The sequence below is a fragment of the Bosea sp. (in: a-proteobacteria) genome (genome assembly GCF_023953965.1).
Classification (GTDB): Bacteria; Pseudomonadota; Alphaproteobacteria; order Rhizobiales; family Beijerinckiaceae; genus Allobosea.
This window is the reverse complement of sequence record NZ_JAMLIX010000001.1, coordinates 2,767,034-2,789,108: the sequence shown is the minus strand read 5'-3', so window position 1 is coordinate 2,789,108 and position 22,075 is coordinate 2,767,034. Positions and strand designations below refer to the sequence as shown.

At 68.7% G+C, this 22,075-nt stretch carries 21 protein-coding genes and 1 other RNA gene; 3 read left to right on the top strand and 19 right to left on the bottom strand.

What is annotated here, in order from left to right; translation table 11 throughout:
* Positions 1-81 precede the first annotated feature (81 nt).
* The 16 genes from ftsA to M9917_RS12895 form a co-directional block, all read right to left on the bottom strand.
* Complete coding sequence (gene ftsA / locus M9917_RS12970; RefSeq protein ID WP_297254867.1) at positions 82-1,377, bottom strand: cell division protein FtsA; 1,296 nt, start codon at positions 1,375-1,377, stop codon at positions 82-84.
* A 32-nt stretch (positions 1,378-1,409) separates the two neighbouring features.
* Positions 1,410-2,348 carry a cell division protein FtsQ/DivIB gene (locus M9917_RS12965; RefSeq protein WP_297254277.1) on the bottom strand — a complete coding sequence of 313 codons (939 nt, stop codon included), beginning with the start codon at positions 2,346-2,348 and terminating at the stop codon, positions 1,410-1,412.
* Positions 2,349-2,374: 26 nt separating this feature from the next.
* Positions 2,375-3,289 carry a D-alanine--D-alanine ligase gene (locus M9917_RS12960; RefSeq protein WP_297254275.1) on the bottom strand — a complete coding sequence of 305 codons (915 nt, stop codon included), beginning with the start codon at positions 3,287-3,289 and terminating at the stop codon, positions 2,375-2,377.
* A gap of 72 nt (positions 3,290-3,361) precedes the next feature.
* Positions 3,362-4,288: a UDP-N-acetylmuramate dehydrogenase gene (gene murB / locus M9917_RS12955; RefSeq protein WP_297254273.1), complete on the bottom strand. Its 927-nt coding sequence runs from the start codon at positions 4,286-4,288 to the stop codon at positions 3,362-3,364.
* Positions 4,289-4,292: 4 nt separating this feature from the next.
* Positions 4,293-4,739 (bottom strand): endonuclease domain-containing protein, encoded by a 447-nt coding sequence (locus M9917_RS12950; RefSeq protein WP_297254271.1) that lies wholly within the window; start codon positions 4,737-4,739, stop codon positions 4,293-4,295.
* 53 nt (positions 4,740-4,792) lie between these two features.
* On the bottom strand, positions 4,793-6,199 hold the full coding sequence (gene murC / locus M9917_RS12945) for a UDP-N-acetylmuramate--L-alanine ligase (protein WP_297254269.1): 1,407 nt from the start codon (positions 6,197-6,199) through the stop codon (positions 4,793-4,795).
* A 15-nt stretch (positions 6,200-6,214) separates the two neighbouring features.
* Positions 6,215-7,318, bottom strand: coding sequence for an undecaprenyldiphospho-muramoylpentapeptide beta-N-acetylglucosaminyltransferase (gene murG, locus M9917_RS12940; protein WP_297254267.1), 1,104 nt, complete (start codon positions 7,316-7,318; stop codon positions 6,215-6,217).
* Between the two features lie 4 nt (positions 7,319-7,322).
* A complete protein-coding gene (locus tag M9917_RS12935) occupies positions 7,323-8,456 on the bottom strand; it encodes an FtsW/RodA/SpoVE family cell cycle protein (RefSeq protein WP_297254265.1) in 1,134 nt (377 codons plus the stop codon).
* Positions 8,457-8,556: 100 nt separating this feature from the next.
* Positions 8,557-9,993 carry a UDP-N-acetylmuramoyl-L-alanine--D-glutamate ligase gene (gene murD / locus M9917_RS12930; protein ID WP_297254263.1) on the bottom strand — a complete coding sequence of 479 codons (1,437 nt, stop codon included), beginning with the start codon at positions 9,991-9,993 and terminating at the stop codon, positions 8,557-8,559.
* 60 nt (positions 9,994-10,053) lie between these two features.
* A complete protein-coding gene (mraY, locus tag M9917_RS12925) occupies positions 10,054-11,136 on the bottom strand; it encodes a phospho-N-acetylmuramoyl-pentapeptide-transferase (RefSeq protein WP_297254261.1) in 1,083 nt (360 codons plus the stop codon).
* Positions 11,137-11,147: 11 nt separating this feature from the next.
* Positions 11,148-12,572 carry a UDP-N-acetylmuramoylalanyl-D-glutamyl-2,6-diaminopimelate--D-alanyl-D-alanine ligase gene (locus M9917_RS12920; RefSeq protein WP_297254259.1) on the bottom strand — a complete coding sequence of 475 codons (1,425 nt, stop codon included), beginning with the start codon at positions 12,570-12,572 and terminating at the stop codon, positions 11,148-11,150.
* Complete coding sequence (locus tag M9917_RS12915; RefSeq protein ID WP_297254865.1) at positions 12,569-14,023, bottom strand: UDP-N-acetylmuramoyl-L-alanyl-D-glutamate--2,6-diaminopimelate ligase; 1,455 nt, start codon at positions 14,021-14,023, stop codon at positions 12,569-12,571. The genes M9917_RS12920 and M9917_RS12915 overlap by 4 nt, the downstream gene beginning before the upstream one ends.
* Positions 14,024-14,049: 26 nt before the next feature.
* A complete protein-coding gene (locus M9917_RS12910; RefSeq protein ID WP_297254257.1) occupies positions 14,050-15,816 on the bottom strand; it encodes a peptidoglycan D,D-transpeptidase FtsI family protein in 1,767 nt (588 codons plus the stop codon).
* Entirely contained in the window at positions 15,813-16,199 is a 387-nt protein-coding gene (ftsL, locus tag M9917_RS12905; protein ID WP_297254255.1) for a cell division protein FtsL, read from the bottom strand. Before ftsL ends, M9917_RS12910 begins: the two co-directional genes overlap by 4 nt.
* A gap of 2 nt (positions 16,200-16,201) precedes the next feature.
* The gene (gene rsmH, locus M9917_RS12900) at positions 16,202-17,218 is read right to left on the bottom strand and encodes a 16S rRNA (cytosine(1402)-N(4))-methyltransferase RsmH (RefSeq protein WP_297254254.1); all 1,017 of its coding nucleotides are present in this window, start codon (positions 17,216-17,218) and stop codon (positions 16,202-16,204) included.
* Positions 17,215-17,691, bottom strand: a complete 477-nt coding sequence (locus M9917_RS12895; RefSeq protein WP_297254252.1) for a division/cell wall cluster transcriptional repressor MraZ — start codon at positions 17,689-17,691, stop codon at positions 17,215-17,217. The genes rsmH and M9917_RS12895 overlap by 4 nt, the downstream gene beginning before the upstream one ends.
* 412 nt (positions 17,692-18,103) lie before the next feature.
* Between M9917_RS12895 and M9917_RS12890 the strand changes: the two genes are divergently transcribed.
* Complete coding sequence (locus tag M9917_RS12890; protein ID WP_297254250.1) at positions 18,104-18,526, top strand: organic hydroperoxide resistance protein; 423 nt, start codon at positions 18,104-18,106, stop codon at positions 18,524-18,526.
* A gap of 178 nt (positions 18,527-18,704) precedes the next feature.
* On the opposite strand, the gene rnpB is transcribed toward M9917_RS12890, so the two are convergent.
* An RNA gene (gene rnpB / locus M9917_RS12885) (RNase P RNA component class A) lies at positions 18,705-19,097 on the bottom strand.
* A gap of 110 nt (positions 19,098-19,207) precedes the next feature.
* Positions 19,208-19,825 (bottom strand): lytic transglycosylase domain-containing protein, encoded by a 618-nt coding sequence (locus M9917_RS12880; protein WP_297254248.1) that lies wholly within the window; start codon positions 19,823-19,825, stop codon positions 19,208-19,210.
* Positions 19,826-20,180: 355 nt separating this feature from the next.
* On the opposite strand from M9917_RS12880, the gene M9917_RS12875 reads away from it, so the two are divergent.
* Both M9917_RS12875 and M9917_RS12870 read left to right on the top strand, forming a co-directional pair.
* A complete protein-coding gene (locus M9917_RS12875) occupies positions 20,181-20,918 on the top strand; it encodes a TerB family tellurite resistance protein (protein ID WP_297254246.1) in 738 nt (245 codons plus the stop codon).
* 4 nt (positions 20,919-20,922) lie between these two features.
* Entirely contained in the window at positions 20,923-21,711 is a 789-nt protein-coding gene (locus M9917_RS12870; protein ID WP_297254244.1) for a peptidoglycan recognition protein family protein, read from the top strand.
* 6 nt (positions 21,712-21,717) lie between these two features.
* Here M9917_RS12870 and M9917_RS12865 read toward each other — a convergent pair whose 3' ends face one another.
* Positions 21,718-22,026 carry an alkylphosphonate utilization protein gene (locus M9917_RS12865; protein ID WP_297254242.1) on the bottom strand — a complete coding sequence of 103 codons (309 nt, stop codon included), beginning with the start codon at positions 22,024-22,026 and terminating at the stop codon, positions 21,718-21,720.
* Between the last annotated feature and the right edge of the window lie 49 nt (positions 22,027-22,075).

Genomic DNA, 22,075 nt, shown 5'->3' with positions numbered 1-22,075 from the left:
TGGTCTCTTGTCCGGCGCCTGGCGGGAGCCGTCCCGATTGCTACGTTCGACGCCGTGCCCGCGGGAGCGGGCGGTTAATCACTAAAAACTGTCCTTCAGCCACTGCCCGACACGCGAGAAATAGCCGTCCGTTCCGGTCATGATGATGCGCCCGCCGGCCGTGCGCGGCTCGAAATGCTCGATATGGGCGACCTGCGGATAGACCAGGAGCCCGACCGCCGCCGCGAAGGCCGGCCCCTTGCCCGCCTCCGGCAGGCCCCGGATCCCGAGCGGGCGGCCGGTGCGGACCTGCCCGCCGAGGATGCGCCGCGCCACCTCCGGCAGACCGGTGAGCTGGCAGGCGCCGCCTGTCAGGACGACGCGCCGCCCGGCCTGGGCCGAGAAGCCGGCATTGTTCAGCCGGTCGCGCACCAGCTCGAGGATCTCCTCGACGCGCGGCTTGATGATCCTGACCAGATGCGACTTGGCGAGATGGTTCGGCATGTCGCGCTCGTCGTCGTCGACCTGCGGCACCGCGATCGTATCGCGCTCGTCGGAGGCGCTGGCGATGCAGGAGCCGTGCAGCGTCTTCAGCCGCTCGGCCGCCGAGACGCGGGTGGAAAGCCCGCGCGCCACGTCCATGGTGATGTGGTTGCCGCCGACGGCGACGGCATCGGCATGGACGAGATGCCCGCCCGAGAAGACGCCGAGCGAGGTCGAGCCGCCGCCGAGATCGACCAGCACGACGCCCATCTCCGATTCGTCGTCGACGAGGACCGAGAGGCCGGACGCATAGGGCGTCGCCACCACCGCCTCGACCTCGAGATGGCAGCGCTCGACCGCGAGCATGACGTTGCGCGCCGCCGACGCCTCGCTCGCGACGACATGCATGTCGACCGAGAGCTTGTTGCCGATCAGCCCGCGCGGATCGAGCACGCCCGGCACGCCGTCCAGCGCATAGCCGGTCGGCAGGGCATGGAGCACGGCCTTGCCGGGGCGGATCGCATGGGTCGCGGCGGTGGCGAGCACGCGCTTGACGTCCGCATCGCCGACCGATCCGGAGCGCAGGTCGACGCTCGCCGCGTAATGCTGCGAGCCGATGCGCCCGCCGGTCAGGTTGACGATGACCGACTGCACCTCGACCTTGGCCATGCGCTCCGCTGCGTCCACGGCGGCGCGGATGGCGCGCTCGGCGCTTTCGAGATCGACGATCGCCCCGCCCTTCAGGCCGAGCGAGCGCTGGTGGCCGATGCCGATGATGCGGGCGACATGGGTGCGCCCGCGCAGCCGCTCGTTCGCCTCGGCCGGGGAGAGCTCGGCGATCAGGCAGACGACCTTGCTGGTGCCGATGTCGAGGATCGACAGCGTCGCGCTCTTGCGCGAGGAGAGCGGGCGCATGCGCGGGGTCAGGCCCTGGGAGGTGACGTGGTTCACGCCTCGCCTCCCTTCTTCTTGCTCTTGCTCTTGAGCTGTTCGGCGCGGGCGGCGGCGGCCTCCTCGGAGAGGCGCATCACCACCCGGTCGGGCTGGCGCAGGTCGATGGCGAGCAGGTCCTTGTCGAGGATGCGGTAATCGTTCTCCAGCGAGACGAGCCGCTTGAGCGCCGCTTCCGGCTTGCTCTCGGGCAGGCGCACATCCATGCCGTTGTCGAGCTTCAGGTTCCAGCGCCGCCCGGAGACCAGCGTCGCCGCGCGGATATGCTTGGCGAAGGCGCCGGCCTCGTTGCGCAGCGCCAGATATTCGCCGGCGCGGTTGTTGGCGTCGCTGCCGACGACCAGCGGCAGATAGGCGAAGCGGCCGTCATCCATCTTGTCGATCACCGTGCCGTCGGCCGCGATCACGAACAGATCGCCCTTCACCTGCCAGAGCGCATAGGGCTCGCGCTCGGTCAGCTGGATCGAGACCTCGCCCGGATAGAGCTTGCGCACGGCCGCCTCGCGAATCAGCGGCGTCGCCTCCAGCTGCTTGCGGGCCTCGTCGGCGTCGAAGAACACCAGGGAGGTCTTGGCATCGATGCCGGCCGCCACCAGCACCTCCTGCTCGGAGAGCCCCGAGAGCCCCGAGATGGTGACATGCTCGATGCCGAAGCCGAGCGCGCGCGCCAGCATGTGGCGCGGCTCGCCGTAATTGTCCTGCATGGTCTGCCAGTGGCCGCCGAGCACGAGGCCTGAGCCCAGGCTCACGCCGAGGAAGCCGAGCGCCAGCCAGGTGCCGAGGCTCTGCGGCAGCCGCTGCGCCAAGGGCAGCGCGATCGCGCTGCGGCGCGAGCGACGCAGCCAGCGGCCCGGCCGCTCGCCGACCAGCAGCTGCGGCTGGGCGGCGGGCACGGGCAGCCGCGACTGAGATCGGGCGGGAGCGAACGCGGCCATGGCAACGGGTTTCGCCGTCATCGCTTTCACCGATCGAGGGAGGCGTCCTCCACCATCCATTTGACGAGCTCACCGAAATTCAGGCCCGCATGGGCAGCCAGTTCGGGCACCAGGCTGGTCTCGGTCATCCCGGGCTGCGTATTGACCTCCAGCCAGACGAGCGTGTCGCTCTCGTCGTGGTAACGGAAGTCAGATCGGCTGACGCCCCGGCATCCGATTGCTTGATGCGCCGTTAACGCACACTCTTCGATCTGCTGGTAAATTTTCGGTAAAATTCGAGCCGGGCAAATGTGAATCGAGCCACCTTTCGCGTACTTCGCGTCGTAGTCGTAGAACTCGCCGGTCGCGGCTTGTATCTCGGTCACACCGAGGCTGCGCTCGCCCATCACCGCGCAGGTCAGCTCGCGCCCCGCGACGAAGACCTCGGCCAGCAGCATCTCGCCGCAGGGCCAGTCCGGCCGGGCGATCTCCTGCGGCGGATGCTCCCGGTCCTTCTTGACGATCACGACGCCGACCGAGGAGCCCTCGTCGATCGGCTTGAGGACGTAAGGCGGCGGCAGCACATGGCTTTTCGCGGCGGCGAAGCGGGAGACGTTGACGCCGTGCGCGACCGGCACGCCCGCCGCCTTCACCACCGTCTTCGCCCTGTCCTTGCGGATGGCGAGCGCGGAAGCGAGCACGCCCGAATGCGTATAGGGGATGCGCAGGATCTCGAGCACGCCCTGGATCGTGCCGTCCTCGCCGAAGCGCCCGTGCAGCGCGTTGAAGGCGACGTCGGGCTTCAGCTTCGCCAGCACCTCGGCGACGTCGCGCCCGACATCGACGCGGCTGACGCGAAAACCCTGACCCTCCAGCGCACGGGCGCAGGCCGCGCCGCTGTTGAGGCTGACCTCGCGCTCGACGGACCAGCCGCCCATCAGCACTGCGACGTGTTTGCTCATGGCGGCCCCCGCTCGATGCGACGAGCCCCAACCTCGTCAGACATGGTTAACGGGCCGTTAACCGGAGCCGGCTCAGGCCGCGACGCCGAGCCGCTTGATCTCCCATTGCAGCTCGAAGCCGGAATTCTCCCTGACCCGGCGGCGGACCTCCTCGCCGAGCCCCTCGACATCGGCCGCCGTGGCGCCGCCCGTATTGATCAGGAAGTTGCAGTGCATTTCCGAGACCTGCGCCCCGCCGACGCGCAGGCCCCGGCAGCCGGCGGCGTCGATCAGCTTCCAGGCCTTGCCGCCCTCGGGGTTCTTGAAGGTCGAGCCGCCGGTGCGCTCCTTGATCGGCTGCGCCGCCTCGCGCGCCTGGGTAACCCGGTCCATCTCGGCCTGGATCGCGGCGGGATCGCCCGGCCGCCCCTGGAACAGGGCCGAGGTGAAGACGATGTCGCGGGTCGATTCGGCGCTGTTGCGATAGGTGAAGCCCATCTCGGCATGCGAGAGCGTGACGATCTCGCCCTTGCGGGTCACGCCGCGGGCCGAGACCAGCACATCGGTGGTCTCGCCGCCATGGGCGCCGGCGTTCATCCGGAGCGCCCCGCCGATCGAGCCGGGGATGCCGCGATAGAAGGCAAGCCCGTCGAGCGAAGCATCGGCCGCCGCGCGCGCGACCTTCACGTCCGGCACGGCCGTCCCGGCCCTGAGCCGATCTCCGCTCTCCGGCACGATCTCGCCGAAGGCCCGGCCGCCGAGCCGGACGACGACGCCGGGAATGCCGCCATCGCGCACGATCAGGTTGGAGCCGAGCCCGATCACCGTGACCGGGATCTCGTCGGGCAGCTTCGACAGGAGATAGGCGAGGTCTTCCTCGTCGGCAGGGCCGAACAGGATCTGCGCCGGCCCGCCGACGCGGAACCATGTCAGTCCCGAGAGGTCCTGATTGGCCAGGAGCCGCCCCCGGAGATCGGGAGCCGCGGCGCGGATGTCGGAGGTGAGGTCTGCGAAGGGCATGATGCTAACCGCGCGTATCCTTCTCCCCTCGGGGGAGAAGGTGGCCCGGCGAAACCGGGTCGGATGAGGGAAATCCGGCGAGATCAAGCCGATCGGCGATCTCACGCAGAACGAATTCGAGGTTTCCTAGCACGCGTTCATTGGAAAAGCGCAAGACCCGATAGCCTTCGCCTTTCAGAAAAGCCGAGCGTGCCGCGTCCCTGGTACGCGCTTCGAGGGTTTCATGGGGCTCGCCATCGAGTTCGACGATGAGCTTGTGCTCGAAGCAGCAGAAATCCGCAATGAAGGGCCCTATCGCCATCTGGCGCTTGAATTTCAGGCCCGCGAAGCGGCGGTTGCGAACGGCTTGCCAGAACATTGCCTCGGCCCGCGTCGGCTCCCGACGTTGGTCGCGGGCGAAATCGCGTGTCGGGGTTGAGTTTTTGCGATGCAAGGGCAGGCCTTCCCTCATCCGACCCGGCTTCGCCGGGCCACCTTCTCCCCCGAGGGGAGAAGGATCAAGGCTCAGCCCTTCAGCGCCTTGAGCTCCCCCGGCAGCGCATAGGCCCATTGCGTGATGTTGCCGGCGCCGAGGCAGACGACGTAGTCGCCGGGCTCCGCCAGCTCCGCCACCATGCCGGCGAGCTTGTCGGAACTCTCCAGCGGCAGCGCATGGCGGTGGCCGCGCGCCTTGATGCCCGCAACCAGCGAATCGCGGTCGGCGCCGGGGATCGGCGCTTCGCCCGCCGCATAGGTCTCAGCCACGATCACCGTATCGGCGTCGTTGAAGCAGGCGGCGAAATCGTCGAACAGGCTCGACAGCCGGGTATAACGGTGCGGCTGGACGATCGCGATGACCTTGCCCTTGGTCGAGGCCCGCGCCGCCTTGAGCACGGCGGCGATCTCGACCGGGTGATGGCCGTAATCGTCGAAGATCAGCGCGCCGTTCCACTCGCCCGTCTTCGTGAAGCGGCGCTTGACGCCGCCGAAGCCGGCGAGCGCCTCGCGGATGCGCGGCACGGGTATGCCGAGATCGTAGGCGACCGCGATCGCCGCCGTGGCGTTGAGCGCGTTGTGGTGGCCGGGCATCGGCATGACGAGATCGCGGATCACCTCGTCGCGGCCGCTCTTGCGGTCGCGGATCAGCAGCGTGAACTTCGCCTGCCCGCCCGCAAGGTCGATATCGATCAGCCGGAAATCGGCCTGCGGGTTCTCGCCATAGGTGATGACGCGCCGGTCGGCGATCTGGCCGACGAGGCCCTGCACCGTCGGATGGTCGATGCACATCACCGCGAAGCCGTAGAAGGGCAGATTCTCGACGAAGCTGCGGAAGGCCGCCTTGATTGCGTCGAAGGTGCCGAAATGGTCGAGATGCTCGGGGTCGATATTGGTGACGATCGCGACGTCGGCCGGCAGCTTCAGGAAGGTGCCGTCCGATTCGTCGGCCTCGACCACCATCCAGTCGCTCTCGCCCATGCGCGCATTGGTGCCGTAGGCGTTGATGATGCCGCCGTTGATCACGGTCGGGTCGAGCCCGCCCTTCTCCAGCAGCGTCGCGACGAGCGAGGTCGTGGTCGTCTTGCCATGGGTGCCGGCGATGGCGACGCAGCTCTTCAGCCGCATCAGCTCGGCCAGCATCTCGGCCCGGCGCACCACCGGCAGGCGCTTCTCGCGGGCGGCGACGAGCTCGGGATTGTCGCGCTTGATCGCGGTCGAGACCACGACGACCTCGGCCTCGCCGAGATTCTCAGGCCTATGGCCGACGAAGGTCTCGATGCCCTTCTCGGCGAGGCGCCTGACATTGGCGCCGTCGGAGGCGTCCGAGCCCTGCACCTTGTAGCCGAGATTGTGCAGCACCTCGGCGATGCCGGACATGCCGATGCCGCCGATGCCGACGAAATGGATGGAGCCGAGCTTCGGCGGCAGCTTCATGATGGGTGAATCCTGTCAGTTCGAAGATTGGGCCGTGGCGATCACGAGATCGGCCAGGCGGTCGGCGGCATCGGGAATGCCGGCGCTCTTCGCGTTTGCGGCCATCGTCGTCAAGTGCGCCGGCTGGGCGATGAGCTTCGACAGTTCGCCGGCGAGATGGCGCGGCGTGAACTCGGGCTGGAGGATGCGGATCGCCCCGCCCGCGCCTTCCAGGAAGGCCGCGTTCGCCGCCTGGTCCTGGTCGAGCGAGCCGGGCAGCGGCACCAGGATGGCCGGACGGCCGATCACGGTGAGCTCCGCCACGGTCGAGGCGCCGGAGCGCGCGATGACGAGATGCGCCGCCGCCATCTGCGCCGGAAGATCCTTGAAGAACGGCGAAACCGTCGCCCGGATGCCGAGCTTCTCGTAGATGCCGCGCACGCGCTCGTCATCCTCAGGCCTCGCCTGCTGGACGATGGCGAGCCGCGCCCTCTCGGCCTCGCTCAGGAGCTGGATCGCCGGCGGCACGATATCGGCCATGATGCGCGCGCCCTGGCTGCCGCCGAAGACGAGGAGCCTGATCCTGCCCTCGCCCGGCGGGTCGTAGTCGCGGCCCGCCGCCTCGATCACCGCCGGGCGCACCGGATTGCCGACATGGCGGCACTTGGCCTCGAGCGCGGCGTTGAGCCCGCCCACCGTGGCGAAGCCGGTCGCGATCACGTCGGCGCGGCCGGCGAGGAAGCGATTGGCCCGGCCGATCACGGCGTTCTGCTCGTGGATCAGGGTCTTGACCCCGGCGAGCGAGGCCCCGAGCACCGGTGGCACCGTCGGATAGCCGCCGAAGCCGACGACGATGGCGGGCTTGACCTGCCTGACGATACGCCGTGCGGCGAGCGTGCCGCGCGCGATGTCGAGGAGCGCCATCGCCTTCCTGAGCGGCGAGCGGCCGGACGGCGTCGCCGCCGGCACGGCATGCACCGCCTCGGCCGGAAAATCGCCGGCGAATTCGGCAGCGCGCGTATCGGTCATCAGCACGACGCGCATGCCCTTGGCATGCAGCGCGTGGCTCAGCGCCTCGGCCGGGAAGAGATGGCCGCCGGTGCCGCCGGCAGCCAGCATGACGAGCTTGCCCGCTTGCATCGGCTCAGCGTCCGTAGGGGCCGAATTCGGCCGAGCGCGGCCGCCGCCGGGTCAGCGCCAAGAGGAAGCCGGTGCCAACCGCGAGCGAGAGCAGCGACGAGCCGCCATAGGAGATGAAGGGCAGCGTCATGCCCTTGGCCGGCATCATGTGCAGGTTGACCATCATGTTGATCGCCGCCTGGACGCCGAAGAGCATGGCAAGCCCCGTCACGGCGAGCCGGATGAACGGGTCTTCCGCCTTCTGCGCCACGATGAGCGCCCGGATCACGATGATCGCGAACAGCAGGACGAGCAGCATGCAGACCACGATGCCGAACTCCTCGGCCGTGACCGCGAAGATGAAGTCGGTATGGGCGTCGGGCAGGATGCGCTTCACCGTGCCCTCGCCTGGCCCTTTGCCGAGCCAGCCGCCCTGCGCGAAGCTTTCCAGCGCGGTATCGACCTGGAAGGAATCGCCCGAGCTCTTGTCCATGAAGCGCTCGATGCGGGCGCGCACATGCGGCACGAACTCATAGGCGACGACGATGCCCACCGCGCCGACGCCGCCGAGCCCGACCACCCAGAACCAATGCAGCCCCGCGACGAAGAACAGCCCCGCCCAGACCAGGCTGACCAGCATCGTCTGGCCGAAATCGGGCTGCAGCACGAGCGGCACGATCGTGATCGGCAGCATCAGCAGCGCGAGGATGGTGCCCGGCAGGTCGGGCCGGCGCGTGCCCTCGGCGAAAGCCCAGGCGGCCATAACGACGAAGGCGGGCTTGAGGAACTCGGAGGGTTGGACGGAGCCGAACGGCCCCAGCGTCAGCCAGCGTTTCGCGCCCTTCACCTCGACGCCGAAATAGAGCGTCGCCACCACCATGGCGAGCGAGACGACATAGATCATCAGCGCCGCGCGGCGGACCTGGCGCGGCGTCATCAGCGAGACGCCAAGGAAGATCGCCATCGCGGCGACGAGATAGGCCGCCTGCCGGTTGACGAAGTGGAAGGTCGACAGGCCCAGCCGCTCGGCCACCGGCGGCCCGCCGGCCATCAGCAGCACGACGCCGGAGACCATCAGCGCGACGAGCGCGGTCAGGATGAAACGGTCGATCGACCACCACCAGCGTCCGCTGAGGGAAGGTTCGGCGCGGGAGACCATGACAGGAACCCTATCGGCAACGGCGCGGGCAAGCGCCGCGCCTCGTGACGAATCACTCTGTCAATGAATGGTTAACCGATTGATTCCGATGCGGCGGGTTTCAACCGCCGCGCGCCCCGAACGCGACGAACCCCGGCAGCGCCGCGACGAGCTTGCGGAAGGCGTCGCCCCTGACCTCGAAATTCGGGAACTGGTCGAAGGAGGCGCAGGCCGGCGAGAGCAGGACCGCGATCTCGCCCTCGCCCGGCGCCGCCAGCGCGTCGCGCGTCGCATCCGCCACCGCCTTGTCGAGCGTGACGCAGCGCTCGTAGGCCACGCGCCCGTCCTCGTCGAAGGTCGCGGCGAAGAGATCGCTCGCCGCGCCGATCAGATAGGCCTTGGCGATGTTCGGGAAATAGCGGCGCAAGCTCTCGATGCCGCCGTCCTTGGCCTTGCCGCCGAGGATCCAGAAGATGCCGTGGAAGGAGGTCAGCGCCTTCTCGGTGGAATCGGCGTTGGTCGCCTTGGAATCGTTGATGAAGACGACCCGGCCGATCCGGCCTAGTTCCTCCATCCGGTGCGCCAGCCCCGGATAGGTCCTGAAGCCCGCCGCGATCTCGTCGGCGCTGAGGCCGAGCGCCGAACAGGCGGCGAAGGCCGCCGCCGCGTTCTGCGCGTTGTGCGAACCGCGCAAGGAACCGATGCCGGCGAGATTGGCGACGACGCGCGGCATGCCGTCCTTCACTTCGACGATGCGGGTGTCGAGCCTGCCCTGATTGGCGGTGACGCCGGCGAAGACGCCTTCGTCGAGCGGCTGCTCGCCGCTGATCCTGACCAGCGGACGGCCGCCGGCGGCGCGGCGGCGCGCCATCTGCTTCGAGGGCTCGTCGTCGACGCCGACGATCGCGATATCGGCCGCCGTGACCAGCCGCTCCTTGATCTCCGCGTAGTTCGCGAAGGAGCCGTGCCGGTCGAGATGGTCCGGCGTCAGGTTCATCTGGATGCCGACGCTGGGGGCAAGCGAGGGCGAAAGGTCGATCTGGTAGCTCGAGCACTCGACGACATGGATGCGGCTCCGAGCCGGCGGCTCCAGCGCCAGCACGGCGGTGCCGATATTGCCGCCCATCTGCACGTCGCGGCCGGCTTCCCTGAGCACATGCGCGATCAGCGCCGTCGTCGTCGACTTGCCGTTGGTGCCGGTGATGCAGACGACGGGCGAGCCGGGCGCGATTCTTCCCCGCTCGCGGAAGAACAATTCGATGTCGCCGATGACCTCGACGCCCGCGGCTTTCGCCTTGCCGACCGTCCAGTGCGGTTCCGGATGGGTCAAAGGCACGCCGGGCGAGAGCACGAAGGCGGAAAAGCCCGACCAGTCGGCCTTGGCCAGATCGACGACGGCGATCCCTTCGGCAGCCGCCTTCTCCCGGCTCTTCTCGCTGTCGTCCCAGGCGGCGACCTCGGCCCCGCCGGCCTTCAGCGCGCGCGCGGTCGCGAGCCCCGAGCCGCCGAGGCCGAACAGGGCGACCTTGCGCCCGGCGAAGACGGTGACGGGCGTCATCGCGGCATGATGCCAAAAAGTGGGAACCGGTTTTCGGGGGACATCATGCCCTCACTTGGATCAGCGCAGCTTCAGCGTGGCGAGGCCGACCAGCGCCAGCACGACGGAGATGATCCAGAAGCGGATCACCACCTGCGGCTCGGTCCAGCCCAGCTTCTCGAAATGATGGTGGATCGGCGCCATCAGGAAGACGCGCTTGCCCGTGCGCTTGAACACGAAGACCTGGATGATGACCGAGAGCGCCTCGACCACGAAGAGGCCGCCGACGATGGCGAGCACGATCTCGTGCTTGGTCGCGACCGCGATGGTGCCGAGCAGCCCCCCTAAGCCCAGCGAGCCGGTATCGCCCATGAAGATCTGGGCCGGCGGCGCGTTGAACCAGAGGAAGCCGAGGCCCGCCCCGATCACCGCCCCGCAGATCACCGCGAGCTCGCCCGCGCCGGGAACGTGGTGGATCTGGAGGTAGTTGGCGAAGATCGCGTTGCCGACGAGATAGGAGATGAAGCCGAAGGTGCCGGCCGCGATCATCACCGGCACGATGGCGAGCCCGTCGAGCCCGTCGGTCAGGTTCACGGAGTTGCCGGCGCCGACGACGACGAAGGCCGCGACCAGCGGGAACAGGATGCCGAGCGGGATGATCGCTTCCTTGAGGAAAGGCATGGCGAAGCCCGAGCCGATCGCCGGCGGCTGCGTCTGCATGATGAAATAGCAGGCGACGAGCGCGACCACGACCTCGATCGCGATGCGCGCCTTGCCCGAGAAGCCCTTATGCGACTGCTTCGTCACCTTGAGATAGTCGTCATAGAAGCCGATCGCGCCATAGGCCGCGGTGACGCCGAGCACGATCCAGACGTAAGGATTGCGCAAATTGCCCCAGAGCAGCACGGCGACGAACAGCCCGGTCAGGATCATCAGCCCGCCCATGGTCGGCGTGCCGCGCTTGGCGAGATGCGATTCGGGGCCGTCGCTGCGGATCGGCTGGCCCTTGCCCTGCTTGATCCTGAGCCAGGAGATCGCCGAGGGTCCGAAGAAGAAGACGAAGAGCAGCGCGGTCGCCGTCGCCCCGCCGGCCCGGAAGGTGATGTAGCGGAAGACGTTCAGCACCGGGAAGGTGCCGGAGAGTTCGGCGAGCCAGGCGAGCATGCTGCGGGTTCTCAGTCTTGGGCGGGCACGGCGGACAAGCGCGCGACGATCGCCTTGACGATCGGACCCATCCGCGTGCCGAGCGAACCCTTGACCGTGACGGTGTCGCCGGCGCGGATCGCATCGAGCACGAGCGGCTCCAATTCGCTCGCGGTTGCGGCATAAGCCCCCCGCATGGCCGAAGGCAAGCTCTCATAGAGCTCTTTCATCAGCGGGCCGCAGGCGAAGACCTTGTCGATGCCGTTGGCGACGAGCGCCTCCGTGAGCCCGCGATGCAGCGCGCCGCCGGTCGGCCCGAGCTCCAGCATGTCGCCGATGACGGCGATGCGCCGGCCTCTGCCCTCGACCGGCAGCCGGCCGAGATTCTCGATCGCGGCGCGCATCGAGGCGGGGTTGCCGTTATAGCTCTCGTCGATGAGCGTGATCCGCCCGCCCGGCACCTCCAGCACCTGCCGCGCCCCGCGCCCGGCCGGGGGCGTAAGATCGCCGAGCTTGAGCGCCGCCAGCGCCAGATCCGCGCCCAGCGCCTTCACGGCGGCGAGTACGGCGAGCGAATTCAGCACGATATGCTTGCCCGGGCTGCCGATCCGATAGGCGACCGGCTCGCCGAACACGCTGGCCTCGACCGTCGACATCTCGGGCTTCAGGGCGCAGGAGATGAGCCTCACATCCGCCTCCGGGTTCTCGCCGAAGGTGACGATACGCCCGGCCGGACCGGACTTGGCGATATCGCTGAGCAGCCTGGATTGCGGGATGTCGGCATTGACGATCGCCGTGCCGCCCTTCTCGAGCTCCCGATAGACCCCGGCCTTCTCCTCGGCGATGCCTTCGAGCGAGGCGAAGGCGGCCAGATGCACCGGCTGGACCGTGGTGACGATGGCGACCTCAGGGCGCACCATCCGCGCCAGCGGCGCGATCTCGCCGGGGCTGTTCATGCCGATCTCGTAGACGCCATAGACGACGTCGGCGGGGGTGCGCACCAGCGTCAGCGGCACGCCCCAATGGTTGTTGTAGGAGGCGACCGGCGCATGGGTCTTGCCCTGCCCGGACAAGACGAGGCGCAGCGCCTCCTTGGTGCCGGTCTTGCCGACCGAGCCGGTGACGGCGACGACCCCGGCCTTCAGCTCGGCGCGGCGCGCTGTGCCCGCCTGCTCCATCGCCTTCAGCACGTCCGGCACCACGGCGAGCGCGCCTGTGCCTCCAAATTCCGCCGCATGCGCCGCGTCCACCACGGCGAGCGCCGCCCCCTTCTCCAGCGCCCCTTTGACGAAGTCGTGCCCGTCGCGCGCCTCGCCCTTGATCGCGAAGAAGGCGTCGCCCGCTTGAAGCGTACGGGTATCGATCGAGGCTCCGGTCACGGCCGCCGGCACGGCGCCTTCGGGGCGCGCGCCGAGCGCGGCGATCAGCCTGTCTCCGCTCCAGAGGGGCGCGTTCATCTCGTGATCTCCGATAGCGCCTTGCGAACCACGTCGTGATCCGAGAAGGGCAGCGTGCGCTCGCCGATGATCTGGCCGGTTTCATGGCCTTTTCCGGCCACCACCAGAAGATCCCCGGGCTTCAACATCCCGACCGCGGCGCGGATCGCCTCCTCGCGGTCGCCGATCTCGGCAAGCCTCGGCGAGGCGGCCAGGATCGCGGCCCGGATCGTCGCCGGGTTTTCGCTGCGCGGATTGTCGTCGGTGACGATGGCGATGTCGGCCTTCTCGGCCGCGATCGCCCCCATCAGCGGGCGCTTGCCCTTGTCGCGATCGCCGCCGCAGCCGAAGACGCAGATCAGCCGCCCGGTCGCATAGGGCCGCAAGGTCGCAAGCACCGCCGCGAGCGCATCGGGCTTATGGGCATAATCGACGACGACGAGCCCGCCATTCGCCTCGCCGACGCGCTCCAGCCGTCCGGCGACGCCCGTCAGACCGGCAATCGCCTCGAGCGACCCCACCTTGTCTTCGCCGGTGGCGATGGCGAGCCCGGCGGCGACCATCGCGTTGCCGGCCATGAAATCGCCGACCAGCGGCAAGGCCACCGACAGCTCGCGCCCGTCGAAGCCGACCGTCAGGCGCTGCGAGAAGCCGTCGCGCTCGTTGGCGATGAGCCGGAGCGTCTCGCCCTTGCGGCCGATGCCGATGATCGGATGTCCCTTCGCGACCGCGGCCTCGGCCGCCTCCCGCGCATAGGGCTCGTCACGGTTGATCACCACCGGAGCGCCATCCGGCAGCAGCTCCCAGAGCCTCAACTTCGCGGCGAGATAGTCCGCGACGGTCGGATGATAATCGAGATGATCGCGCCCGAGATTGAGGAAGGCGCCGGCCTTCAACCGCACCCCGTCGAGGCGGCGCTGGTCGAGCCCGTGCGAGGAAGCCTCCATGGCGAGATGCGTGATGCCCTCCCCGGCCAGTCTGTCGAGCGTTTCGTGCAGCGAGAGCGGGTCGGGCGTGGTCAGCGAGCCGTAATCGGCGCCCTTGCCCGTCACCACGCCGATCGTGCCGACGCTCGCCGCTTCACGGCCGAGCTTCTGGAAGATCTGCCGGGTGAAATCGGCCACCGAGGATTTGCCGCTCGTGCCAGTCACCGCGACGATGGTCTCAGGCTGGCGCGGATGCAGCTTCGCCGCCGCCAGCGCCAGCGCGAGCCGCGGATCCTCGACCTGCGCGAAGGCGACGCCGGCCGGCAGCTCGGCCGGGCGCGGACCGCCCGAGACGATCGCGACGGCGCCATGTCCGACCGCGTCCATGATGAAGCGCGCGCCGTCCGCCTTGGCGCCCGCGAGCGCGACGAAGACGTCGTCCCCCGTCACCTTGCGGCTGTCGAAGGCGACGCCGTGCACCGGCTGGCTGGCGGCCTCGGCCTCGAACATCTCGGGGAAGAGGTCTCCGAGGCTGTATCCGGTCATCGTCATGGCCACCGTTATAGACTGCGCTACCGCGAACCCCAGGCGCCGAGCCGCGCCATCAGCGGGAACGGCGACGGCGGCGGCTCGAAGCGCGGCGTGAGGCCCAGGATCGGCGCGGCGCGCTCGATCACCTTGCCCGTGGTGACGCCGGCATTCCAGGCCGCGGTCGAATAGCCGCCGCTCTCGGCATAGCCCTTCGGCTCGTCATAGATCGCCAGGAACAGGTATTTCGGCTTGTCGGAGGGTGCAATCGCCGTGAAGGTCGTGAAGTTCCTGTTCTTGGCGTAGCGGCCCTTGATGACCTTCTCGGCCGTGCCGGTCTTGCCGCCGACGAAATAGCCTTCGATATTGGCCTTGCGGGCCGAGCCCTTCTCGCCGTTGAGCCGCATGATGAAGCGCATCGCCTCGGAGGTCTCGGGCTTGATGACGCGCGTCGCGACCTTGCGCGCCTCCTCCTCGGTGCGCTTCAGGAAGGTCGGCTTCATCAGGTAGCCGCCATTGACCAGCGCGGCCACCGCCGCCAGCGCCTGGATCGGGGCAACCGCAAGGCCGTGGCCGAAGGCAATGGTCGCGGTGTTGATCTCGCCCCAGCGCTGCGGGACGATCGGGGCGGCGCTTTCCGGCAGCTCCGTCGTCATCCGGTCGAGCTGCATCATCTTCCTGAGGAACGCCTTGTGACCCTCGACGCCGACGGCCAGCGCCATCTTGATCGAGCCCATGTTAGACGAATGCAGGAAGACCTCGGGCACGGTCAGCGTGCGGCCCGTGCCGTGGTACTCCTTGATGACCTGCCGGCCGAACCGCATCATGCCGCCGGCGGTCGAGAAGCTCGAATTGATGTTGACCTTGCCGGAATCGAGCGCCATCGCGATGGTCAGCGCCTTGAAGGTCGAGCCCATCTCGTAGACGCCGACATTCATCCGGTTGATCCGGTCGTCCTCCTGCGCGTCGATCGGGTTGCCGGGATCGAAATCGGGCAGCGAGACCAGCGCGATCACCTCGCCCGTATTCACGTCCAAGATCGCGCCGGCCGCGGCGATCGCCTTGAAGCGTTCGATGCCCTTGGCGAGTTCGTCGCGCAGCAGGTGCTGGACGCGCAGGTCGATCGAGAGCTTGACCGGCTTCAGGTCGGAGGCTTCCGTCGCCAGCCCCGCGCCGTTCAGGTCCTGCAACCCTTGCGAGTCGATGTATTTCTCGATGCCGGCGATGCCGACATTGTCGATATTGGCGAAGCCCAGCACATGCGCGGCGGCGGTGCCGTTGGGATAGACGCGCTTGTTCTCCGGCACGAAGCCGACGCCGGGGATGCCGAGCCGGTGCACCTCGGCCTGCTGGCGCGGGGTGATCTCGCGCTTGACCCAGACGAAGCCCTTCTTGGTGCCGAGCTTGTCGCGCAGCTCCTTGGCGTCGAGGTCCGGCAGCACGGCGGTCAGGAGCTCGGTCGCCTCGTCCTTGTCGAGGATGCGGCGCGGCTCGGCGAAGACCGAGACGGTGCGGATATCGGTCGCCATCACCTCGCCGTTGCGGTCGACGATGTCGGGCCTTGCGGCGGAGATCGCGTTGGAGGTGGCGCGGCGCAGGCCCACCTGCTCGTTCGGCGCGACGCCGAGATAGACCAGCCGCCCGGTGATGGCGAGGAACAGCGCCGAGAAGCACAGGATGACGAGGCCGACGCGCGGCTCGCTCTTCTCCCCGCTCATGCGGAAGACGTCGCCAAGCCAGGCCAGACGCCCGCGCCGAGGGCTTCCTGCGGCCGCCTCGGCCTGCGGCTCCCGCTCCGTCGACTGGCTCATGGCGTGGCTCCCGGCGTCGTCGCGCTCGCCTTGCGCTCCCGCGGCGTCTCGGTCGGCAGGCCGAGGCCGAGATCCTCGAGCTTGCGGCCGATGGCATCGACCTTCGGTCCGCGGTTGGGGATGTCGGAGGGCTTGACCACCTGCGTCACCACGAAGGGCTGGAGGTCGAGATGGCGCTCGGCCAGCATCTGCACCCGGTCGGGCCGGTTGAGGAACTGCCACTCGGCCTTGAGCACCTGGATCGCGTCGCGCTCGCGCTGGGTCTTGGCCTTGAGCTTCTGGAGATGCTCGGTCGCCAGCGTCGTCTCGTATTTGATCGAATAGGCATAGACCGCCGAGGAGACCAGCGCGCCGATGGCGATGACATGCAGGAGCTTGATCACGCTCAGGGTCTCCGGCGCGGCTGCGGATCGGGAACGGTGGAGAGTGCGACGAGCCCGGCCTCGGCCCGGCGCGCCGGCGCCTCGTTGCGCTCGGCGGCGCGCAGCTTGGCCGAGCGCGCCCGCGGATTGGCCCGCATCTCGGCCTCCGACGGCGTAACCGCACCCTTCTCGATGAGCCTGAAGGTCGGCCGCGCGGCCGCGACCGCCGGGGCATGGCGCGAGCCCGCCGGCACCCGGCCGGAACGCTCGGAGAGGAACTGCTTGACGATGCGGTCCTCCAGCGAATGGAAGGTCACCACGACGAGCCGCCCGCCCGGCTTCAGCACGGCTTCGGCCGCGTGCAGCGCCCTGACCAATTCACCCAGCTCGTCGTTGACCGCGATGCGCAGCGCCTGGAAGACGCGCGTCGCCGGATGCGCCCCGCCGGGCTCGCCCCGCACGATGCCGGCGACGAGATCGGCGAGCTGCTTCGTCGTCGCGATCGGCGCCTTGCGGCGCGCCTCGATCACGGCCCGCGCCACGGCGCGCGAGCGGCGCTCCTCGCCATAGTGGTAGAAGATATTGGCGAGGAGCCCCTCCTCGGCCTCGTTGACGAGGTCGGCGGCGCTCTGCCCGCTGCCGCTCATGCGCATGTCGAGCGGCCCGTCGAAGCGGAAGGAAAAGCCGCGCTCCGCCTGATCGATCTGCATGGAAGAGACGCCGATATCGAGCACGACGCCGTCGAGCGGAACCATCCTGAAGCGCTCCGCCTCCTCCGCCAGCTCGCCGAAATTGGCCTGCGACAGGGTGAGCCGCCCTTCCATCGCTGCTACGAGATCGGCCCCGCCGGCGATCGCGGAGGGATCGCGGTCGAGCCCGAGCAGGATCGCGCCGGGCGCGGCCTCGAGGATCGCGCGGGCATAGCCGCCGGCTCCGAAGGTGCCGTCGAGATAGCGCCCGCCCGCCCGCGGCGCGAGCGCGGCGATCACCTCGGCAAGCAGCACGGGCACATGACGAGCCGCTCCGCCCTGGTCCGTCATGGGCCGGCACCCGCCGCCGGCGCCGTCAATCCGCCGAGTGCGCGCTTCACGTCGCGCAGGCGGCTGCGGGCCGCGTCGAGATGGGCGCGGAACCGCTCCGGCTCCCAGATCTGGAATTTGTGGCCATGGCCGACGAAGGTCACGGTGTCGCCGATGCCGGCATGCGCCTTCAGCGCCTCGCTCAGCACCATCCGCCCCTCGGGGTCGACCTTCAGCACCTCCGAGGTGCCGTTCAGCGCCGTCGAGAGCAGCTCCCACTCGTCCGAGAACGGCGAGAAGCGCGCCAGGATGTCGTCGATCGTCGCCCTCAGCGCATTGCCGCCGGCATCGAGCGCCGGCAGGTCGAGCGCCTGATGGACATAAAGCCCCTCGTAGCCGTCCTTCGCCAGCACCGCGCGGAAGCCCGAGGGAATCGAGACGCGCCCCTTGGCGTCGAGCCGGTTGGTGAAGTTCGAGACGAAGCGGTCCGTCAACGCCGCCTCCCGGCCTGATCTTCAAGGCGCCGCCGCGCAGAGGGGAAAGCGGCAAAAGGACTTCCCGTCGAGGCGGGCAAGGCACGCCCGCACGCCAGTTTCCGCGCGGCACACGGAGCCTGACCCTGGGTTTGCCTGCCGGCTTCGACGGGATGATTTGGGATAGCATGGGCGATTATGGGCGTCAATGGAATCGCAGGCGTGACAACGCCTCCGCGGGAACTCTTCCGCATCACATCCCGTTAAGGTTAAGTATCCGTAAGCACGCGCAATTCGGCATCGGCCGGCCGGGCGCCCGGCGGTGCGAGACGCCCGGCTTGCGAAAAATTTCCGGCCGGGCGCGCCGCCTGTCGTAGAGTGCGCCGCCCGGCGGAATTTGGACCGGCGGCGCGTTTCAGCAAGGAGACCGATCATGAAGACCCTCTACACCGCCCACGGTTCCGCGACCGGCGGCCGCGAAGGCAAGGCGAGGACCGATACCGGCAATGTCGAGCTCGTGCTGAACACGCCCAAGGAGCTCGGCGGGGGCGGCGGCGACGGCGCCAATCCCGAGCAGCTTTTCGCGATGGGCTATTCGGCCTGCTTCCTCGGCGCGCTCAAATTCGCCGCCGGCAAGGAGAAGGTGACGATCCCCGACGACGCCAAGGTCTCGGCCGATATCGGCATCGGCCCGCGCGACGACGGCCAGGGCTTCGGCATCACCGCGAAGCTGACCGTCTCGCTGCCGGGCCTCGACAAGGCCGTGGCCGAGGATCTGGTGAAGAAGGCCCATGTCGTCTGCCCCTATTCGCACGCGACGAAGGGCAACATCCCGGTCGAGACGACGGTGGCCTGACAGCCCGTTGAGGGCTTTTGGATCACGACCGGGCAGGGTGCCTGATGCTCGGAAATTCGCTCCGGCGCGGTAGCTGGAGCGGTCGCCGAGAACCGGAGCGCAGCGGACATCGGTCCGTGAGCACCGGAAGCGCAGGTGATCGCTTCAGATGCCCGCCGGAGTAGAATTACGAGCATCAAGCGCCAGTCGGCCTGTAAGCCGGGTTCTGGATGGCTGCCGAATTTCTCCGGCAACGTGACGGCCATTCCTCTGGGACGCGCATCGCTGCGCGCCTCGAGCAACCAACCCGGACGACAAGGCTCGAAAACTCGCCCCTCCCCGCTTGCGCGGAGAGCATCGTCCCTATTCGGTTTTGCTCCCGGTGGGGCTTGCCATGCCGTCCCCGTTGCCGGGTCCGCGGTGCGCTCTTACCGCACCTTTTCACCCTTACCGCGCGCTGAAAGCCCGCGGCGGTTCGATCTCTGTGGCGCTTTCCCTGGGGTCGCCCCCGCCGGACGTTATCCGGCACCGTGTTTCCGTGGAGCCCGGACTTTCCTCCCTCGCGAGCGAGAGCGGCCGTCCGGCCGACTGGCGAGGAGGGAGATGCGCGCTGGCGCGCCCGGCGTCAAGCGCACCGAGAGCATTTTCGAGCGAAGTGGATACCGGTTCGCGTGAAGAAAATGCGTAAGATAAAAGCATGGATCAGTTGCGCGCGCTGATCGTGCGCACCTTGGCACAGTAGACGCGATTGGCGCCGCTCATCCGGGTCGCCATGTGGCCGCTCTGGTACTTCATGATCGTGCGACAGGTGTCGCCGCCGGCGAGCTTGTAGGCCAGGGCCAGATATTTCATGCCGTAGCGGGCATTGGTCTCGGCATCGAGCAGCCCGCCGGCGCCGCCGGTATAGCCCATGCCGCGCGCCGTCTGGTGGCGGATCTGCATCAACCCGTAATTGCCGGCGTGCGCAGCACGCGGATTATAGCGGCTCTCGACGCGGATGACGGCGTCGGCGAGCGAGAACGGCACGCCGTTGGCGGCGGCATGGCGCGCGACGATCGCCCGGATGCCCTCGGAGCCGGCCGGAGCAGCCAGGGCGCGGCTCGCGCGCGGCTCGGCCTTGGCCGCGGGCGCCGCCACCGGCGCCTCGGCGTGCGGCGCCTCCTCGCCCTCGGCCCCGCCGGCCTTGGCGCGGGCGATCTCGGCATCGCGAACGACGAGCGCTCTGGGGTCCGTTTCCGCGTTGACGAGATCCTCGGCCAGGGCCACCCCGGAGAGGCTAATCAGGCACGCGCCCACGAGACCGCCACAGATATATCGCATGTCGAACTGAACCCTGTTGAGCCATGACTGGCCGATGGGCAGGGTCAATTGATGGTCGAATGTGTCGATAATCCGGCACGTTCGACCGGAAAACATACAACAATAGCCGCCAACAGGAATTTATTCTATATTTAACGATCCAGTATCCATATGTATTCGTCACGCTGAAAAACTTCGCCGGCTTCCAGCCGCCGGATGCGAATCAAGCAGGCCCCGGCCCTGCCGCATTTCCGCCGCAATCTCGGCCGGAAACGCTTTTTCAAGCGCGGCAGGCCGTCGCACCGGGCGCTCTTGCGCGGCGTTGTCCCCTTCTCCCATCATCCGCGGAGCGGATTTAACCGGATCGGCTTTTGTGATGGCTTCCTCTTTCTGGGGCGCGCTCGGCGGCGGCGGGCTCGGGCTCATGCTCGGCGGGCCGCTGGGCGCGCTCGTGGGCGCGCTCGCCGGCCATGTCCTGGTCGATCGCGAGGGCGCGCCCTTCGGCCCGGCGCCGCGCGAGCTCGTCTTCACCACGGGCCTCGTCGCGCTCGCCGCCAAGATGGCGCGCTCGGACGGCGTCGTGACCAGCGAGGAGGTCGCCGCCTTCCGCCGCATCGTCGTGGTTCCGCCCGAGGAGCGCGAGCGCATTGAACGCCTGTTCGACCTCGCCCGGCAGACCAGCGCCGGCTTCGAGGCCTATGCCGCGCAGATCGCCGCCGCCTTCAAGGACGAGCCCGCCCTGCTGGAAGACGTGCTCGACGGGCTTTTCCTGATCGCCGCCGCCGATGGCGCGATCCACGAGGCGGAGCATGCCTATCTGATGGCGGTTGCCGGCATCTTCGGCATCGGGGCCAAGGATTTCGCCCGGATCGAGGCGCGCCACGCCCGCCGGCCGGAGGACCCCTATCTCGTGCTGGGCTTGAGCCGCGACATGGACGACGCCGTGCTGAAGCGGGCATACCGGCGCCTCGTCGCCGAGACCCATCCCGACCGCGAGATCGCCCGCGGCCTGCCCGAGGAGGCGGTCGCCATCGCGACACGCCGCCTTGCGGCCATCAACGCCGCCTGGGACGCGATCGAGCGCGAGCGCGGCCTCGCGCCCGAGCCGGCCTGAGCCCATGACCGACACCGCCACCCCCGACAGCCGCTTCGCCAGCAAGGTCTTCCCCTCGCCGAACCATGGCGAGCGCAAGCATGCGGATGGGACGCCCGGACGCCGGCCGGACATGCTGATCCTGCACTACACCGGCATGCCGGTCGCGGGCGAGGCGCTGCAATGGCTGTGCAACCCGGTCTCGCAGGTCTCCTCGCATTATTTCGTCTTCGAGAACGGCCACACGCTCCAGCTCGTGCCGGAAGCGCGGCGCGCCTGGCATGCCGGTGCCGCGCACTGGGCCGGCGAGAGCGATATCAACTCCTGCTCGATCGGCATCGAGATCGCCAATCCCGGCCACCCCGGCGCCCTGCCCGATTTCCCCGAAGAGCAGATCAGGGCGACGCTAAACCTCTGCCGCGACATCTGCGCGCGCTGGTCGATTCCGCCCGAACGCGTGCTCGCCCATTCCGACGTCGCGCCCGGCCGCAAGATCGACCCCGGCGAGAAATTCCCCTGGCGGCGCTTTGCCGAGGGCGGCGTCGGCCTGTGGAGCGAGCCGGCGCCGATCCGCGGCGGGCGCTTCCTCGCCCGCGGCGAGAGCGGCCAGCCGGTCGAGGCGCTGCAGGCGATGTTCGCCATGCTGGGCTACGGCATCGCGGTCGACGGCATCTTCGACGAGAAGACCGAAGCGGTCGTCGCCGCCTTCCAGCGCCACTGGCGCCCGCAGATCGTCGACGGCGTCGCCGATGCCTCGACGATCACGACGCTGCGCGACCTGCTGGCGGCGACGCAGGACGCGCGCACCGCCTGAGGAGGATCAGCGCTTGCGCACGAATTCGGTGCGCAGCACGAGCCCCTTGATCGCATCGTGGCGGCAGTCGATCTCCTGCGGATCGTCGGTCAGCCGGATCGAGCGGATCACCGTGCCCTGCTTCAGGGTCTGGCCGGCGCCCTTGACCTTGAGGTCCTTGATCAGCACGACGGAATCACCGTCCGCGAGGACGTTGCCGGCAGAATCCCGCACCTCGAAGCGCGCCGCGGCAGCCGCGGCGGCGGCGACCTCCGAAGCCGGGCGCCACTCGCCCGTCGCCTCGTCATAGACGTAATCGTCGCTGTCGCCGGCCATGACCGCTCCTTGCAAAATCGTGCTGCGGCCATAACCCCGACGGCGCCCA

Excerpts from the sequence above, each read along its gene's own strand:
- ftsA (WP_297254867.1), bottom strand. The coding sequence starts at position 1,377 with ATGCGCCCGCTCTCCTCGCGCAAGAGCGCGACGCTGTCGATCCTCGAC.
- M9917_RS12965 (WP_297254277.1), bottom strand. The coding sequence starts at position 2,348 with ATGGCCGCGTTCGCTCCCGCCCGATCTCAGTCGCGGCTGCCCGTGCCC.
- M9917_RS12960 (WP_297254275.1), bottom strand. The coding sequence starts at position 3,289 with ATGAGCAAACACGTCGCAGTGCTGATGGGCGGCTGGTCCGTCGAGCGC.
- murB (WP_297254273.1), bottom strand. The coding sequence starts at position 4,288 with ATGCCCTTCGCAGACCTCACCTCCGACATCCGCGCCGCGGCTCCCGAT.
- M9917_RS12950 (WP_297254271.1), bottom strand. The coding sequence starts at position 4,739 with ATGAGGGAAGGCCTGCCCTTGCATCGCAAAAACTCAACCCCGACACGC.
- murC (WP_297254269.1), bottom strand. The coding sequence starts at position 6,199 with ATGAAGCTGCCGCCGAAGCTCGGCTCCATCCATTTCGTCGGCATCGGC.
- murG (WP_297254267.1), bottom strand. The coding sequence starts at position 7,318 with ATGCAAGCGGGCAAGCTCGTCATGCTGGCTGCCGGCGGCACCGGCGGC.
- M9917_RS12935 (WP_297254265.1), bottom strand. The coding sequence starts at position 8,456 with ATGGTCTCCCGCGCCGAACCTTCCCTCAGCGGACGCTGGTGGTGGTCG.
- murD (WP_297254263.1), bottom strand. The coding sequence starts at position 9,993 with ATGACGCCCGTCACCGTCTTCGCCGGGCGCAAGGTCGCCCTGTTCGGC.
- mraY (WP_297254261.1), bottom strand. The coding sequence starts at position 11,136 with ATGCTCGCCTGGCTCGCCGAACTCTCCGGCACCTTCCCGGTGCTGAAC.
- M9917_RS12920 (WP_297254259.1), bottom strand. The coding sequence starts at position 12,572 with ATGAACGCGCCCCTCTGGAGCGGAGACAGGCTGATCGCCGCGCTCGGC.
- M9917_RS12915 (WP_297254865.1), bottom strand. The coding sequence starts at position 14,023 with ATGACCGGATACAGCCTCGGAGACCTCTTCCCCGAGATGTTCGAGGCC.
- M9917_RS12910 (WP_297254257.1), bottom strand. The coding sequence starts at position 15,816 with ATGAGCCAGTCGACGGAGCGGGAGCCGCAGGCCGAGGCGGCCGCAGGA.
- rsmH (WP_297254254.1), bottom strand. The coding sequence starts at position 17,218 with ATGACGGACCAGGGCGGAGCGGCTCGTCATGTGCCCGTGCTGCTTGCC.
- M9917_RS12890 (WP_297254250.1), top strand. The coding sequence starts at position 18,104 with ATGAAGACCCTCTACACCGCCCACGGTTCCGCGACCGGCGGCCGCGAA.
- M9917_RS12880 (WP_297254248.1), bottom strand. The coding sequence starts at position 19,825 with ATGCGATATATCTGTGGCGGTCTCGTGGGCGCGTGCCTGATTAGCCTC.
- M9917_RS12875 (WP_297254246.1), top strand. The coding sequence starts at position 20,181 with ATGGCTTCCTCTTTCTGGGGCGCGCTCGGCGGCGGCGGGCTCGGGCTC.
- M9917_RS12870 (WP_297254244.1), top strand. The coding sequence starts at position 20,923 with ATGACCGACACCGCCACCCCCGACAGCCGCTTCGCCAGCAAGGTCTTC.
- M9917_RS12865 (WP_297254242.1), bottom strand. The coding sequence starts at position 22,026 with ATGGCCGGCGACAGCGACGATTACGTCTATGACGAGGCGACGGGCGAG.